Origin of the sequence: Pseudomonas veronii (genome assembly GCF_001439695.1) — a bacterium.
GTDB classification, from domain to species: domain Bacteria; phylum Pseudomonadota; class Gammaproteobacteria; order Pseudomonadales; family Pseudomonadaceae; genus Aquipseudomonas; species Aquipseudomonas veronii.
Genome location: NZ_JYLL01000001.1, coordinates 96,982 through 110,865 on the forward strand (window position 1 = coordinate 96,982; position 13,884 = coordinate 110,865).

General features: G+C 61.6%; 17 protein-coding genes and 1 pseudogene. 4 read left to right on the forward strand and 14 right to left on the reverse strand.

The features are described 5' to 3' along the window. Positions 1-9 precede the first annotated feature (9 nt). The 9 genes from TU80_RS00390 to ubiE are packed head-to-tail and all read right to left on the reverse strand — an operon-like array spanning position 10 to position 5,993. Positions 10-717: a 16S rRNA (uracil(1498)-N(3))-methyltransferase gene (locus TU80_RS00390; protein ID WP_057003627.1), complete on the reverse strand. Its 708-nt coding sequence runs from the start codon at positions 715-717 to the stop codon at positions 10-12. After that, positions 714-1,508, reverse strand: a complete 795-nt coding sequence (gene tatC, locus TU80_RS00395) for a twin-arginine translocase subunit TatC (RefSeq protein ID WP_017849888.1) — start codon at positions 1,506-1,508, stop codon at positions 714-716. The genes TU80_RS00390 and tatC overlap by 4 nt, the downstream gene beginning before the upstream one ends. Next, complete coding sequence (tatB, locus tag TU80_RS00400; protein WP_017849887.1) at positions 1,505-1,915, reverse strand: Sec-independent protein translocase protein TatB; 411 nt, start codon at positions 1,913-1,915, stop codon at positions 1,505-1,507. The genes tatC and tatB overlap by 4 nt, the downstream gene beginning before the upstream one ends. A gap of 10 nt (positions 1,916-1,925) precedes the next feature. After that, positions 1,926-2,204: a twin-arginine translocase TatA/TatE family subunit gene (locus TU80_RS00405; protein WP_017849886.1), complete on the reverse strand. Its 279-nt coding sequence runs from the start codon at positions 2,202-2,204 to the stop codon at positions 1,926-1,928. Between the two features lie 25 nt (positions 2,205-2,229). After that, a complete protein-coding gene (locus tag TU80_RS00410; protein ID WP_017849885.1) occupies positions 2,230-2,562 on the reverse strand; it encodes a phosphoribosyl-ATP diphosphatase in 333 nt (110 codons plus the stop codon). A gap of 2 nt (positions 2,563-2,564) precedes the next feature. Then, positions 2,565-2,957: a phosphoribosyl-AMP cyclohydrolase gene (hisI, locus tag TU80_RS00415; protein WP_017849884.1), complete on the reverse strand. Its 393-nt coding sequence runs from the start codon at positions 2,955-2,957 to the stop codon at positions 2,565-2,567. Between the two features lie 41 nt (positions 2,958-2,998). After that, positions 2,999-4,603 carry a ubiquinone biosynthesis regulatory protein kinase UbiB gene (gene ubiB, locus TU80_RS00420; RefSeq protein WP_046384977.1) on the reverse strand — a complete coding sequence of 535 codons (1,605 nt, stop codon included), beginning with the start codon at positions 4,601-4,603 and terminating at the stop codon, positions 2,999-3,001. Continuing rightward, entirely contained in the window at positions 4,600-5,223 is a 624-nt protein-coding gene (locus tag TU80_RS00425) for a ubiquinone biosynthesis accessory factor UbiJ (RefSeq protein ID WP_057003628.1), read from the reverse strand. The genes ubiB and TU80_RS00425 overlap by 4 nt, the downstream gene beginning before the upstream one ends. Next, a complete protein-coding gene (gene ubiE / locus TU80_RS00430; protein WP_017849881.1) occupies positions 5,223-5,993 on the reverse strand; it encodes a bifunctional demethylmenaquinone methyltransferase/2-methoxy-6-polyprenyl-1,4-benzoquinol methylase UbiE in 771 nt (256 codons plus the stop codon). Before ubiE ends, TU80_RS00425 begins: the two co-directional genes overlap by 1 nt. Positions 5,994-6,137: 144 nt before the next feature. On the opposite strand from ubiE, the gene TU80_RS00435 reads away from it, so the two are divergent. The 4 genes and pseudogenes from TU80_RS00435 to TU80_RS31220 form a co-directional block, all read left to right on the forward strand. After that, on the forward strand, positions 6,138-6,413 hold the full coding sequence (locus TU80_RS00435; protein ID WP_017849879.1) for a polyhydroxyalkanoic acid system family protein: 276 nt from the start codon (positions 6,138-6,140) through the stop codon (positions 6,411-6,413). A gap of 104 nt (positions 6,414-6,517) precedes the next feature. Then, complete coding sequence (locus TU80_RS00440) at positions 6,518-6,940, forward strand: phasin family protein (protein WP_046384976.1); 423 nt, start codon at positions 6,518-6,520, stop codon at positions 6,938-6,940. A gap of 12 nt (positions 6,941-6,952) precedes the next feature. Then, positions 6,953-7,822, forward strand: a complete 870-nt coding sequence (locus TU80_RS00445) for a phasin family protein (protein WP_057003629.1) — start codon at positions 6,953-6,955, stop codon at positions 7,820-7,822. A 60-nt stretch (positions 7,823-7,882) separates the two neighbouring features. Then, a pseudogene (locus TU80_RS31220) lies at positions 7,883-8,023 on the forward strand (DNA-binding response regulator); the annotation flags it as partial. A gap of 23 nt (positions 8,024-8,046) precedes the next feature. Here TU80_RS31220 and TU80_RS00450 read toward each other — a convergent pair. From TU80_RS00450 to TU80_RS00470, 5 genes are all read right to left on the reverse strand, one after another. After that, positions 8,047-8,667: a TetR/AcrR family transcriptional regulator gene (locus TU80_RS00450; protein WP_017849876.1), complete on the reverse strand. Its 621-nt coding sequence runs from the start codon at positions 8,665-8,667 to the stop codon at positions 8,047-8,049. A gap of 28 nt (positions 8,668-8,695) precedes the next feature. Continuing rightward, on the reverse strand, positions 8,696-10,378 hold the full coding sequence (gene phaC, locus TU80_RS00455; protein ID WP_057003630.1) for a class II poly(R)-hydroxyalkanoic acid synthase: 1,683 nt from the start codon (positions 10,376-10,378) through the stop codon (positions 8,696-8,698). Positions 10,379-10,466: 88 nt separating this feature from the next. Beyond that, positions 10,467-11,312 (reverse strand): poly(3-hydroxyalkanoate) depolymerase, encoded by an 846-nt coding sequence (gene phaZ, locus TU80_RS00460; RefSeq protein WP_017849874.1) that lies wholly within the window; start codon positions 11,310-11,312, stop codon positions 10,467-10,469. 163 nt (positions 11,313-11,475) lie between these two features. Beyond that, entirely contained in the window at positions 11,476-13,155 is a 1,680-nt protein-coding gene (gene phaC / locus TU80_RS00465; RefSeq protein WP_046384973.1) for a class II poly(R)-hydroxyalkanoic acid synthase, read from the reverse strand. 249 nt (positions 13,156-13,404) lie between these two features. After that, the gene (locus tag TU80_RS00470) at positions 13,405-13,782 is read right to left on the reverse strand and encodes a gamma-butyrobetaine hydroxylase family protein (RefSeq protein WP_057003631.1); all 378 of its coding nucleotides are present in this window, start codon (positions 13,780-13,782) and stop codon (positions 13,405-13,407) included. Between the last annotated feature and the right edge of the window lie 102 nt (positions 13,783-13,884).

Sequence of the window (13,884 nt, forward strand, 5' to 3'; positions counted from 1 at the left end):
GATGGGTGGCTAGAACAGCCGGGCGAGCAGGGCGGTGACGGCAGTTTCCACGCGCAGGATGCGCGCACCCAGTTGCACCGGTTGCAAGCCGGCCTTGCTCAGCAGGTCGACCTCGTAGGGTATCCAGCCGCCTTCCGGGCCGATGGCCAGGGTTACCGGCTCGTCCAGACCGCGCGGGCACGGCGGGTAATCGCCGGGATGGCCGATCAGGCCGAGGGTGCCTGCGGTCATGGCGGGCAGGCGGTCTTCGACGAAGGGCTTGAAGCGTTTTTCGATGACGATTTCCGGTAGCACTGTGTCGCGCGCCTGTTCCAGGCCGAGGATCAATTGCTCGCGAATCGCCTCGGGCTCCAGGAAGGGGGTTTGCCAGAAGCTCTTTTCCACGCGGTAGCTGTTGACCAGCACCACCTTCGGCACGCCCATGGCGGCGACGGTCTGCAGCACCCGGCGCAGCATTTTCGGGCGTGGCAGGGCCAGCAGCAGGGTCAGCGGCAGTTTGGCCGGCGGCGGCAGGTCGAAGGCCACTTGCAGCTCGGCTTCGTGGGCTTCCAGGCGCAGCACTTGGGCATTGCCCATCAGCCCGCCGATACGCCCGACCCGCAGGTTGTCGCCCACCGTCGCGCGGTGGACGTCCTGCATATGCACCAGGCGCCGGTCACGCAGGACCACCCGGTCGGCCGCGATAAAGTCGGCCTCTTCAAGCAGCAACAGGTTCACGGCTGGGTCGCTGGCGGCTGGTCGTTGTCGTCGGCGGCTTGGTCGTCGGGGTGTTCGCCACGCTTGGTGATCAGGCTGCTGAACAGGATGCCGATCTCGAACAGCATCCACATCGGCACGGCCAGCAGGGTCTGGGAGAAGATGTCCGGCGGGGTCAGGATCATGCCGACCACGAAGCAGCCGATGACCACGTAGGGACGGATCTTCTTCAGGTACTGCACGTTGACCACGCCGATCCATACCAGCAACACCACGGCCACCGGAATTTCGAAGGCCACGCCGAAGGCGAAGAACAGCGTCATCACGAAGTCGAGGTAGCTGGTGATGTCGGTCATCATCTCCACGCCGGCCGGGGTGGCGGCGGCGAAGAACTTGAAGATCAGCGGGAACACCAGGAAGTAAGCGAACGCCATGCCGGTGTAGAACAGCAGAATGCTCGACACCAGCAGCGGCACCGCGATGCGCTTCTCATGCTTGTACAGGCCGGGGGCGATGAAGCCCCAGATCTGGTGCAGGATCACCGGGATCGCCAGGAACAGCGAGACCATCATGGTCAGCTTCAACGGCGTCAGGAACGGCGACGACACGTCGGTGGCGATCATCGTCGCGCCGGCCGGCAGGTAATGGCGCAGTGGCGTGGAGACGAAGGTGTAGATCTGCTGGGTAAAGGCGAACAGCCCGGCAAAGATCACGAAGATCGCCGCCACGCAACGCAGCAGGCGGGTACGCAGCTCGGTGAGGTGCGAGACCAGTGGCATGTGCTGGTCGTTTTCCGGTTTATCAGCGCTCATGGGGCTCGCGGCGGCAATGTAGGGTCATGGGGAGCGGGCGGCGCGGTTGGCGTCGGCGCTGGCTCGGTTGGAGCGGTCGGGGTAGCGGGCGCTGCTTCAACAACGGGCGTGGGCGCAATGCTGTGTTCGGCCACCGGTGTCACCGGCTTGGCCTGCTCCTGCACCGGCGTCAGAATATTGCGCGCCTCCTGCTCCAACGACAGGATGTGTTCGTTGTGCAGTTGGCGGCGGATTTCGTCGGCGCCGATTTCCCGTTCAACTTCCTGTTTGATGGCGTTGAAACTGCGTTTCAGACGCCCGATCCACAAGCCTGCCGTGCGCGCGGCACCGGGCAGGCGTTCCGGCCCGAGTACCAGCAAGGCCACGAGGCCGACGAGCAGCAGTTCAGAGAAGCTGATACCAAACATTAGTCAGTGCTCACGAGTCTTTGCGGATCGGCTCTTCGACTTTTTCAGCCTGCACGTCGAAGGTGCGACGCTCGGTGATCGGCTGGGTCGCCTGCGGGTGGACCGGTTGGGCCGGCGGCACCGGGTTGGCGGCGGGTTCGGCGGGTTTTTCGTCGTCGTTCATGGCCTTGCGAAAGCCCTTGATCGACTCGCCCACGTCGGTGCCGAGGTTTTTCAGTTTCTTGGTGCCAAATACCAGAACGACCACCACCAAGATGACGATCCAATGTTTCCAGTCAAAAATGCCCATGCTGCAATTCCTCTGTAAAAGTTATTCAGGCGGACGGGCGCGAGGCCTTTTCGGCATGCCCGGACAAGCCGAAGCGACGGTCCAGTTCATCCAGCACGGCCTGCGGATGCTGCCCCAGTTGGGCGAGCATGACCAGGCTGTGGAACCATAGGTCGGCGGTTTCGTAGATCACATCGCTGCAGTCGCCGCTGATCTCGGCATCCTTGGCGGCGATGATGGTCTCGACGGATTCTTCGCCGAGTTTTTCCAGGATCTTGTTCAGGCCCTTGTGGTACAGGCTGGCGACGTAGGAGCTTTCGGCATCCGCGCCTTTGCGCTCTTCCAACACCTGGGCCACACGGTTCAGGGTATCGCTCATGTTCAGTGTCCTGCCGAGTAAATGGCGTGCGGGTCTTTGAGTACCGGCTCCACAACCTTCCACTCGCCGTTCTCGAACACGCGATAGAAGCAGCTGTGGCGGCCGGTGTGGCAGGCGATGCCGCCGATCTGCTCGACCTTGAGGATCACCACGTCGGCGTCGCAGTCCAGGCGTATCTCGTGCAGGGTTTGCACGTGCCCGGACTCTTCGCCCTTGCGCCACAGTTTGCCACGCGAACGTGACCAGTAAATGGCGCGCTGCTCAGCGGCGGTGAGGCTCAGGGCCTCGCGGTTCATCCAGGCCATCATCAGCACGCGCCCGGTCTTGTAGTCCTGGGCAATGGCCGGCACCAGGCCGTCACTGTCCCACTTGATCTCATCCAGCCAGTCTTTCATCTTCGGCTCCGGCAATTTGCGACAGTGTATAACCGGATTGGCTACCGACGCACGATCAGATAAACACCCACGGCGACCATGATGCCGGCCGGCCAGTGGCCCAGTTGATTCAGCGGCCCGCCGATGGCCAGCATCACCCCGCCGACCAGATGCGCGGCGCCCAGCAGGCGCAGGAACCAGTCGTCCTTGCGCGTGTGCCACGGCGGCGTCGGGTCTTTGGCGTGGGGCTGGGACATGCGTTCCAGCAGGTCGCGGGTCATGTTGGCCAGGTGCGGCAGTTGCTCCACCTGGCTCTGCAGGTTGCCCAGCAGGGTTTTCGGGCTGACCCGCTCGCGCATCCAGCGTTCGAGGAACGGCTGGGCGGTGTTCCACAGGTCGAGGTCGGGGTACAGCTGGCGGCCCAGGCCTTCAATGTTCAGCAGGGTTTTCTGCAGCAGCACCAACTGCGGCTGCACTTCCATATTGAAGCGCCGCGCGGTCTGGAACAGGCGCATCAGCACCTGGCCGAAGGAAATGTCTTTCAGCGGTTTTTCGAAGATCGGCTCGCACACGGTGCGGATCGCCGCTTCGAATTCGTTGAGCTTGGTTTCCGCCGGCACCCAACCCGAATCGATGTGCAACTGCGCCACGCGGCGGTAATCGCGCTTGAAGAAGGCGAACAGGTTGCGCGCCAGGTAGTCCTGGTCTTCCGGGGTCAGGCTGCCGACGATGCCGCAGTCGATCGCAATGTACTGCGGGCTCCACGGGTTGAGGGTGCTGACGAAGATATTGCCGGGGTGCATGTCGGCATGGAAGAAACTGTCGCGGAACACCTGGGTGAAGAAGATCTCCACGCCGCGCTCGGCGAGCATCTTCATGTTGGTGCGCTGGTCGGCCAGGGTCGCGAGGTCGGTGACCTGCACGCCGTAGATGCGCTCCATCACCAACACTTTAGGGCGGCACCAGTCCCAATACACTTGCGGCACATACAGCAGCGGTGAGCCTTCAAAGTTGCGCTTGAGCTGGCTGGCGTTGGCCGCTTCGCGCAGCAGGTCGAGTTCGTCGTAGATGGTTTTTTCGTAGTCGGCGACCACGTCCACCGGGTGCAACAGGCGCGCGTCGGCGGAGAAGCGTTCGGCGGCGCGGGCGAGAATGAACAGCCACGCCAGGTCTTGGCCGATGATCGGTTTGAGGCCCGGGCGAATCACCTTCACCACCACTTCTTCGCCGGTCTTGAGCTGCGCCGCATGCACTTGCGCCACCGAGGCCGAGGCCAGGGGCTCGACGTCGAAACGGCTGAACACGTCGCTGATCTTCTGGCCCAACTGCTCTTCGATCAGCTTCATCGACTGCTGCGAATCGAACGGCGGCACGCGGTCCTGCAGCAGCATCAGTTCGTCGGCGATGTCTTCGGGCAGCAGGTCGCGACGGGTCGAGAGGATCTGCCCGAACTTGATAAAGATCGGCCCCAGATCCTGCAAGGCCAGGCGCAGGCGCGCGCCACGGCTCAGGTCCAGCGGCTTGCGCGGGAACCAGCGCCACGGCAGCACATAGCGCACGGCAAGCAGGAACCACGGCAACGGCAGGGCGAACAGCAGGTCATCGAGGCGGTAGCGGATTACGACGCGCTGGATACGGAACAAACGGCGGACGGCGAGCAGCTTCATGCGTTATCGCTTGGATCAAGGGAACGGCTCAGGCGCTCGAAGCGGGCCTCAAGGCGTTCCAGGTCGATTTTGGCCTTGTCGAGTTCACGAAAGCGCGCTTGCGCTTCCCGTTGTCCGACCAGGGTGCGCGATTCTTCGCTCAGGTATTCGGCGAGGTTCTGGTTGAGGCTGGCGAACCCCTGCTGGTACCAGTGCGTGCGACTGCGCAAGTGGCCGCTGATCAACTGGGTGGGCACGGGGCCGATCCAGCGCGACAGTTCGTATTCCCAGTCCAGTTCCAGGTCCTGCAGCACGGCGGCCAGGTCCATCAGCACCGCGCTGTCGCCTTCCAGCGCCACTTCGGGGCCGTGGAGGATGGCGGTCTTGTTGCGGCTCAGCGCCAGGTGCAACAGGCTCGAGGCCGGCGCACGCAGGGTGCAGTCGGCCTCGGCGGCCCAATGGGTCGCGAGCAACAGGCCTTCGTCGCTGGGCAGGATAAACAGCTGCAAGGCGGGGCTCGTGCAGTCGACGGCGATGATCTTGCCGTTCAAGTGCGCCAGCCGCGCCAGGGCGGTGCTGTCCAGGCGCAGCACGCGGTTGACGCCGTGTTCGACGCTGGCGAGCAGGCCTTGGAACAGCATCAGGGCTTGATGCCGCGGTGCAGGGCGACGATGCCCGAGGTCATGTTGTGGTAGGTCACGCGGTCGAAACCGGCGTCCACCATCATCGACTTCAGGGTTTCCTGGTCGGGGTGCATGCGGATCGATTCGGCCAGGTAGCGATAGCTCTCGGCGTCGTTGGTGATCAGCTTGCCCATCAACGGCATGAAGGCGAACGAGTAGGTGTCGTAGACCTTGGACATCAGCGCGTTGGTCGGCTTGGAGAACTCCAGCACCAACAGCCGGCCGCCGGGCTTGAGCACGCGCAGCATCGAGCGGATCGCGTCTTCCTTGTGGGTCACGTTGCGCAGGCCGAAGGCGATGGTCACGCAGTCGAAATGGTTGTCGGGGAACGGCAGCTTTTCCGCATCGGCCTGGACGAATTCGATATTGCCGGCCACGCCTTTGTCGAGCAGGCGATCGCGGCCGACCTTGAGCATCGAGCCGTTGATATCCGCCAGCACCACCTGGCCGGTCGGGCCGACCAGCTTGGAGAACTTGGCCGCCAGGTCGCCCGTGCCGCCAGCGATGTCCAGCACGCGGTTGCCGGTACGCACGCCCGACAGTTCGATGGTGAAGCGCTTCCACAGGCGGTGCATGCCGCCGGACAGCACGTCGTTCATCAGGTCGTACTTGGCCGCAACGGAGTGGAACACTTCAGCGACTTTCTGCGCTTTCTGGCTTTCCGGGACGTTTTTGAAGCCGAAGTGAGTGGTGGGTTCGGCATCGCTGCCTTTGCGCTGATCAGTCATATCGCTGTCACCAAAAGAGAATGCGGGACATGATAATCCCCAAGGCCTGCTTTGTCTTGGCAAGGCTGAAGGTAAGATAGGTGCTCACCGAGACCTTTTGCCGCATGGCAGGTGTTCAAGTCGTTATAAAGAGGAGTCGTTGCAATGGCCCGTATCACTGTTGAACGTGCACACACCCTGGGTAAAGAAGGCGCACGGGCGAAGGCCGAGAAGCTGGCACAGAAACTCCAGGATCAATATGGCCTGGAGCCTTCGTGGTCTGGCGATACGTTGAACCTCAAGCGTTCGGGGGTTAAAGGCACGGTGCAGGTCGCCGCTGATCTGTTGCGTATCGATGTGGAACTGGGCCTGCTGATGTCGGCCATGAGTGGCACCATCAAGACTGAAATCGAGAAAGCCCTGGATAAAGCCTTGGCCTGATCCGACTGTTGTTAGGGTGCCGATTCTAATTTTTCTGCCTACTTTGTGCCCAAGCCCTCAACTTCTGCGGGCCGTTCCTCCACCCTTTTTGCGTGAGGTGCACCATGGCCAAAGTTACCCTGAAGAAAAAAATCGACGCCCCGAGCCACGCCCTGGACGAGGTTAAAACCTATGCCCGCAAGATCTGGCTGGCAGGCCTGGGTGCCTATGCCAGGGTCGGAAACGAGGGCGGCGCGTACTTCAAAGAGCTGGTAAAGACTGGGCAACATGTTGAAAGTAAAGGTAAAAAAGTTGCCGTTGAACAACTTGATGCTGCCAACAGTCAGATTGACCAAGTAAAGAGTAATCTCTCCAGCGTCAAAGGCCGGGTTGAAGTTCAACTGGATAAAGTTGAAAAAGCTTTTGACACTCGTGTTGCAAGTGCCTTGAATCGAATCGGCATTGCGTCTAAACATGACGTGGAGACACTCTCTGCTAAGCTCGAAGAGCTGACGGCATTGCTCGAACGTGTCGCGCGTAAACACTAAGGAGACATCGGGATGGCTGTTAAAAAGACTACTCAGAAAGAAGGCAGCTCGTGGGTCGGGAAAGTTGAAGAATATTCCCGCAAGATCTGGCTGGCTGGTTTAGGCGTTTACTCGAAGATCGACAGTGACGGCAGCAAACTCTTCGAGACGTTGGTTAAAGACGGCGAGAAGGCCGAGAAGTTGACCAAAAGCACCGTGGGTAAAAAAGTCGATGCGGCCAAGGCCAGCGCCGGTTCCGCCAAGTCGAGCATTTCCGAGACTTGGAACAAGTTGGAAGAAACTTTCGACAAGCGCCTTAACAGTGCGATTTCGCGACTGGGCGTACCCAGCCGTGCTGAAGTGAAAGCACTGCACAGCAAGGTCGAGACCCTGACCAAGCAAATCGAAAAACTCACCGGTGCCAAAGTCACCCCGGTGAAGGCTGCTGCGTCCAAGCCTGCCGCTAAAACCGCTGCCGCCAAGCCGGCTGCGAAAACGGCCGCCAAGCCACTGGTCAAAGCCGCCGCCAAGCCGGCTGCCAAACCTGCGGCCAAAGCGCCAGCCAAAGCCGTGGCTAAACCTGCGGCCAAGCCAGCGGCGAAAGTTGCAGCGGCCAAACCTGCGGCCAAGCCAGCGGCTAAACCAGTGGCCGCTAAAGCCGCTGCCAAGCCTGCTGCCAAACCCGCCGCTAAAGCGGTCGCCGCCAAACCTGCTGCGGCCAAACCTGCCGCCGCGAAGAAGCCGGTCGCCGCGAAAAAGCCCGCAGCAGCGAAGCCGGCCGTGGCCGCCAAGCCTGCGCCTGCGGCACTCGCCGCTTCCAGCGCCAACTCGGCAGCCGCACCGACCGCTGCGCCTGCACCGACTGCCGCATCGGTAACCCCGACGCCATCCAGTCAGTCCTGATCTTTTCGGGGCACCTGAAAAAGCGCCCGGCCTGTGAAGGTCGGGCGTTTTTATGATCGGTCAGTCCATTCGATTGCCGCACGGTTCTCGCGCAGTGCAAGTACGATCAGTACGCAAAAACAATCGGCTTATCGAAAGTTGGGGATCAGAAGTGACTGCGAGCTGTTCAAGTTCACTCGACAGTTCGGTGAGCCTCAATGACGCAGTGCCTGTAAGGCACACGTTTAACCCGGATCGTCCATATAGCGCAGCGCCAGGCGCTCCGTGGTTTCCCGCGCTGCTGGCAACAGGTGCGGCGCGACCAGCATCATGATCTGGTAGACCACCACCTGCACCTCGCCTTCACGGTCGAGAATGCGTTGGTAGTCCAGGGAAAACAGCAGGGTCATGGTGATCTGCTCAACCAATTGGCCTAGCGCCTGGGTGCTGCTGACCAACTGCCCCGCCGCCTGCAGCCGTGCGAGTAATGACGCCAGGGTGCGCTTGAGCGCCGTGAGCAGGTGGCGAATGCCTCTTGCCAGTTTCGGCAGGCGCCCCGCCAGGTTCGACAGGTCCTGGAACAGGAACCGGTAATGGGCCATGCGCTCGACGATCAGGTGCAGGAACAGCCAGTAATCCTGGGCCTCCAGTTGCGCGCCTGGCGGTGGGTCGAGCAGGGGCGCCAGCTCACTCTGGAAACGCTCGAACAGCCCGAGCACCAGCGGTTCCTTGCCATGGAAGTGGTAGTAGAGATTGCCGGGGCTGATCCCCATTTCATTGGCCACCTCCATGGTCGACACGTTCGGTTCGCCCTTGTGGTTGAACAGCAGCAGGGCACATTCAAGGATACGGTCGCGGGTTTTCATCCGGTCTTCTTAAATAGGATCGTTGAGCTCAGCGGACCCGCACGTAAGTGCCTGGCGCTGCTTCCATCGGTGGGTAATTCTGGTTGCCCAGGGCGGTGAGGGTTTCGCGTTGTACGCCCGAGCGCGCTTGAATCCACGCCAGCCACTCGGGCCACCAGCTGCCTTCGACGTGGCTGGCGTCGTAGTACCAGGCACGTGGGTCGCTGCTCAGCTTGAGGTTCTCGACGTAGTTGGCCTTGGGGTTGCCCGGCGGGTTGAGGATGCTCTGGATATGCCCGCTGTTGGACAGCACGAAGCGCCGCTCGCCGCCCAGCAACTGCGTGGAGCGGTACACCGCGTCCCATGGCGTGATGTGGTCGTTGATCCCGGCCACGCTGAAGCTGTCCACCGTGACCTTCTGCAAGTCGATGGGCGTGCCGCACACTTCCAGGCCACCGGGACGGCTCAGCGGGTTGTGTTTGAAGAAGTCCAGCAGGTCGCCATGCAGGGCGGCGGGCAGGCGCGTGTTGTCGTTGTTCCAGTACAGGATGTCGAAGGCCGGCGGTTCCTTGCCCAGCAGGTAGTTGTTGATCCAGTAGTTCCAGATCAGGTCGTTGGGGCGCATCCAGGCAAATACCTTGGCCATGTCGCGACCGTCCAGCACGCCTTGCTGGTAGGAGCGGCGCTTGGCGGCTTCCAGGGTTTGCTCGTCGGCGAACAGGGTGGCGGGGCTGTCGATCTGGCTGTCGAGCAGGCTCACCAGATAGCTGGCGCTGGGGACGCGGCGCAACTGGCGCTTGGCTTGCAGGTGGCCTTGCAGCGCGGCGATGGTCAGGCCGCCGGCGCAGGCGCCCATCAGGTTGACCTCGCGGGCGCCGGTGATTGCGCGGCAGACGTTGAGTGCTTCCTCCAGCGCGGCCACGTAGGTGGACAGGCCCCATTCGCGGTGGCGCACATCCGGGTTGCGCCAGCTGACGATGAAGGTCTGCAGGCTGTTTTTCAGGGCGTACTGCACGAAGCTGTTGGCCGGGCTCAGGTCGAAGATGTAGTACTTGTTGATTTGCGGCGGCACGATCAACAGGGGCTTGGCGTACTGCTTTTCGCTCATGGGCTTGTACTGGATCAGCTCCAGCAGCTCATTGCGAAACACCACCGAGCCTGGCGTGGTGGCGACGGTCTTGCCCACTTCAAAGGCGTGCTTGCTGACCTGGCGCGGCAGGCCGTTGTTGTGCAGCATGTCTTCGAACAGGTTGCTCACGCCGCGCACCACGCTGTTACCGCCGGAGTTGAGCAGTTCCTTGATGGCCAGCGGGTTGAGCAAGGTGTTGGAGGGCGATACCGCATCGTTGATCAGGGTGAACGCGAAGTGCGCGCGGGCGCGGTCATCGGCGCTCAGGGTGCTGTCATCGATCCAGCTGCGGGTTTGCTTCTGCCAGCTCAGGTACGCCTGCAGGCTGCGCCGGTACAGCGGGTTGAGGGCCCAGGTCGGGTCGATGAAGCGGCTGTCGTGGGGGTTGGGTTCATGCACGGTTTCGCCCAGCAGCACGCGCCCCAGTTGACCGCCCAGGGCCAGGGCATGACGAGCGGTATGCACCGGGTTGCGCAAGCCGTGGGCGGCGACGCTGCGCAGGGTCGACAGCAAGTCCCGGCCGCGCAGGCCGGTGATCGCATTTTGCGCATTGATGAACGCGGCAGGGGTGGGCGCCGGGTTCGTCACGGGTCGTTCTCGCATGAGCCAACACTCCTTCGTCAAGTCATCAACAGGCACGCCAATTCAGAACCATAGTCGGTTCTCGGCAAGTTGCGCGGCGGTGTGGTCCTTACACCGCCGGACGGGGATGAATCACCGCGCGCAGGCGCTCCTCCTCGAGAAATTTCATGATGATCGGCGCCACGGCTTCGGCGCGAGTGATCAGGAACAGGTGGCCATCATCGATGATGTGCAGCTGTGCGTTGGGAATGCGCCAGGCGAGCATCCGCATGTTGATCAGTGGGATCAGCGGGTCGTCGTCCCCGGCCAGCACCAGGGTCGGCTGACGGATCTTGTGCAGCCAGTGGATGCTGGTCCAGCCCAGCCCGGCGAACAGTTGCCAGTAGTAACCCAGCTTGCCGGCCGAGCGCACTTTGCTCGCATGTTCGGCGGCCAGGTTCGAATCGCGGCGGAACGAACCGCCATAAATCATCGGTGCAATACGCACCACGTGAGACGGCTGGATATAGCGCCGCGGGCTCGCCATCAGCCACAGCACTTTCGGCTTGCCCGGCACCATCACCGCACCGGCGGCGGTCGCGGCGAGAATCAGCTTCTTGCAGCGCTCCGGGTAGTCGTAGGCAAACTGCTGCGCCAACGCGCCGCCCCAGGACACGCCCACCGCATTCACCTGGCCGTAGTCCAGGTAATCGAGCATGCGCGCGGTGAGCTTGGCCAGGCCGGGAAAGCGATACGGCCGCTTGGGTGTCGACGAGCCGCCCACGCCCGGCACATCGAAGGCGATCACTTCCAGGTCCGGGTCCAGGGCCTGGACGAACGGAAACACCAGCTCGAGGTTGGCGCCGATGCCGTTGAAGATCAGCAGTGGCGTCAAGTGCGACTTGCCCGGGCGTACCGCCGTGCGGATGGTCTGGCCATCCAGGTCGATGGTGCGGAAAATGAACGGTTGCGGCATGCTCAAGCCCTGTGAAGTATTGCAGTCCGAGTGAGGTCAGTGTGGGAGGGGGCTTGCTCCCGATGACGTTCGGTCAGTCAATGGATCTGGCGACTGATACACCGCTATCGGGAGTAAGCTCCCTCCCACATTTGATCTCATTTCAATCCCAAAAAAGTGTGCTCTAGCGTTCATGCACATAGGTACCCGGTGCCGCTTCGGCTGCGGCGTAGGTTTTATTGCCTAATGTCGTCGGTGCCTTCTTCAACTTGCCCGCCCGCTCCGCCTGCCACGCCTGCCAATGCAACCACCACGAGTCGGTGTGCTTGGTCGCATTTTCCTGCCATTCCAGCGGCTTGCCCGCCAGGCCGTCGCTGGTCTGGTAGCGCGCCTTGGGGTTGCCCGGCGGGTTGAGGATGCTCTGGATATGCCCGCTGCTCGACAGCACAAACTCCACCTTGCCGCCAAACAGCTGCGCCGACTTGTAGCAGGACTGCCACGGTGTGATGTGGTCGTTGGTGCCGGCCAATGAGTAGATATCGGCCGTGACCTGCTTGAGGTCGATCGGCGTGCCGCACACTTCCAGGGCGTTGGCGCGCACCAGTGGGTTGTTCTTGAACAGTTCGATCAGGTCGCCGTGGAATGCCGCCGGCAAGCGCGTGGTGTCGTTGTTCCAGAACAGGATGTCGAACACCGGCGGCTCGTTGCCCAGCAGGTAGTTGTTGACCCAGTAGTTCCAGATCAGGTCGTTGGGGCGCATCCAGGCAAACACCTTGGCCATGTCGCGACCTTCCAGCACGCCGGCCTGGTAGGAGTGGCGCTTGGCCGCTTCCAGCGTCTGCTCGTCGACGAACAGCGCCACCTGGGTGTCCAGGGTGGTGTCCAGCACGCTCACCAGCAGGGTCAGGGCGTTGACCTTCTTCTCCCCCAGCGCCGCGTAGTGGCCGAGCAGGGCGGTGCAGGTGATGCCGCCGGAGCAGGCGCCGAGCATGTTGATGTCTTGACTGCCGGTAATCGCGGTGACCACATCGACCGCTTCCTTGAGCGCCTCGATATAGGTCGACAGGCCCCACTCGCGCTGGGCCTTGGTCGGGTTGCGCCAACTGACGATAAACGTCTGCTGGCCGTTGCGCAGGCAGAAGCGCGCCAGGCTCTTATCCGGGCTCAGGTCGAAGACATAGAATTTGTTGATCTGCGGCGGCACCACCAGCAGCGGGCGTTCGTGGACCTGTTCGGTGATCGGCTTGTACTGGATCAGCTCCAGCACGTCATTGCGAAACACCACCGAACCTTCGCTGGTGCCCAGGGACTTGCCGACCTCAAACGCGCCCATGTTGACCTGGCTCGGCATGCCGCCGTTGTGAACCATGTCCTTGGCCAGGTGGGACAGGCCGTCGAGCAGGCTTTTGCCGCCGGTTTCAAAGAAGCGCTTGACCGCCGCCGGGTTGGCCGCCGTGTTGGAGGGGGCCATGGCTTCGGTCATCAGGTTGATCACGAAGTGACCGCGGCTGATGTCCTGTTCCGACAGGTTGCTGTCACCGATCCAGTCGTGCAGTTCCTTGCGCCACGCCAGGTAGGTTTGCAGGTAACGCTTGTAGAGTGGGTTCTGGCTCCAGGCCGGGTCGTGAAAGCGACGGTCATCGCTTTCGGGCATCAGCGCGGATTTGCCGAACATCACATTTTTCAATTCGACGCCAAAGTGGGCGACATGCTTGACGCTGTGCAACGGTTGTCTGATGGCTTGGCTCAGCACCATCTTCGCTGAGGCCAATAAGTCCTTTTTACGTAACGCGATGATCGGGTTCAGCCCCAAGGTGTTTTCCGAGGCCTGGCGTTTCAAGTCATCGTTATTCTTGTTACTCATCTACGACGCTCCATTGTCCGAAAGACGAGTACCGGGTACCGCTGCGCACCACGTTTCGATACACAACACAAGCCAGGTACTGCGACTCGGGTGACCGTTGATACCGCATCGTCAAATGCAGGGAACTTGCCAGTTCCATTGGTTACCCGAGTTTAATTTTTTTCGCAAGCGGGCCAATCGTTGGCCACAGGAGTGGGCATTCAAGCAGATGGAATTAGAAAATGCCCTCTAAAGCGCAAGAAGCCTGGGCTAGAGCATCAGCCGCACGACTGACTGATCCGGGTCGCGGGTTTTTCCGGCCGCTTTGAGTTCGGCGAGGTAATCGGCCCACAGCGCGTCCTGACGCACGGCCAGTTGGTAGAGGTAGTCCCAGGTGAACAATCCGCTGTCGTGTCCGTCGTCGAAGATCAATTTCAGTGCGTACTGACCGGCCGGTTCGATCTTGTTCAAGCGCACGTTGAGCTTGCCGAATTGCAGGATCGGTTTGCCGTGGCCCTGGACTTCGGCGGAAGGCGAATGTACCCGTAGGAATTCGGCGGGCAACTGGTAGGCCTCGTCGGGCCCGTAGGTGAGGCCGAGGGTGTTGGAGGTTTTGTGCAGGTTTACAGCAGTAGGAAATTTCGACATTGATGAGATCCTGAATAAACCGGCTTCAAAATGTGGGAGGGGGCTTGCTCCCGATGGCGGTGTGTCAGTCAGCATACATCTGTCTGACCGACCGCTATCGGG

What these genes read in the sequence shown, in the direction of transcription:
- TU80_RS00445 (WP_057003629.1), top strand. Translation starts at nt 6,953, where the DNA reads ATGGCTGTTAAAAAGACTACTCAGAAAGAAGGCAGCTCGTGGGTCGGG.
- tatC (WP_017849888.1), bottom strand. Translation starts at nt 1,508, where the DNA reads ATGAGCGCTGATAAACCGGAAAACGACCAGCACATGCCACTGGTCTCG.
- TU80_RS00425 (WP_057003628.1), bottom strand. Translation starts at nt 5,223, where the DNA reads ATGCTGTTCCAAGGCCTGCTCGCCAGCGTCGAACACGGCGTCAACCGC.
- TU80_RS00470 (WP_057003631.1), bottom strand. Translation starts at nt 13,782, where the DNA reads ATGTCGAAATTTCCTACTGCTGTAAACCTGCACAAAACCTCCAACACC.
- ubiB (WP_046384977.1), bottom strand. Translation starts at nt 4,603, where the DNA reads ATGAAGCTGCTCGCCGTCCGCCGTTTGTTCCGTATCCAGCGCGTCGTA.
- TU80_RS00410 (WP_017849885.1), bottom strand. Translation starts at nt 2,562, where the DNA reads ATGAGCGATACCCTGAACCGTGTGGCCCAGGTGTTGGAAGAGCGCAAA.
- phaZ (WP_017849874.1), bottom strand. Translation starts at nt 11,312, where the DNA reads ATGCCGCAACCGTTCATTTTCCGCACCATCGACCTGGATGGCCAGACC.
- ubiE (WP_017849881.1), bottom strand. Translation starts at nt 5,993, where the DNA reads ATGACTGATCAGCGCAAAGGCAGCGATGCCGAACCCACCACTCACTTC.
- TU80_RS00440 (WP_046384976.1), top strand. Translation starts at nt 6,518, where the DNA reads ATGGCCAAAGTTACCCTGAAGAAAAAAATCGACGCCCCGAGCCACGCC.
- hisI (WP_017849884.1), bottom strand. Translation starts at nt 2,957, where the DNA reads ATGAAAGACTGGCTGGATGAGATCAAGTGGGACAGTGACGGCCTGGTG.
- phaC (WP_046384973.1), bottom strand. Translation starts at nt 13,155, where the DNA reads ATGAGTAACAAGAATAACGATGACTTGAAACGCCAGGCCTCGGAAAAC.
- TU80_RS00405 (WP_017849886.1), bottom strand. Translation starts at nt 2,204, where the DNA reads ATGGGCATTTTTGACTGGAAACATTGGATCGTCATCTTGGTGGTGGTC.
- TU80_RS00435 (WP_017849879.1), top strand. Translation starts at nt 6,138, where the DNA reads ATGGCCCGTATCACTGTTGAACGTGCACACACCCTGGGTAAAGAAGGC.
- TU80_RS00450 (WP_017849876.1), bottom strand. Translation starts at nt 8,667, where the DNA reads ATGAAAACCCGCGACCGTATCCTTGAATGTGCCCTGCTGCTGTTCAAC.
- tatB (WP_017849887.1), bottom strand. Translation starts at nt 1,915, where the DNA reads ATGTTTGGTATCAGCTTCTCTGAACTGCTGCTCGTCGGCCTCGTGGCC.
- phaC (WP_057003630.1), bottom strand. Translation starts at nt 10,378, where the DNA reads ATGCGAGAACGACCCGTGACGAACCCGGCGCCCACCCCTGCCGCGTTC.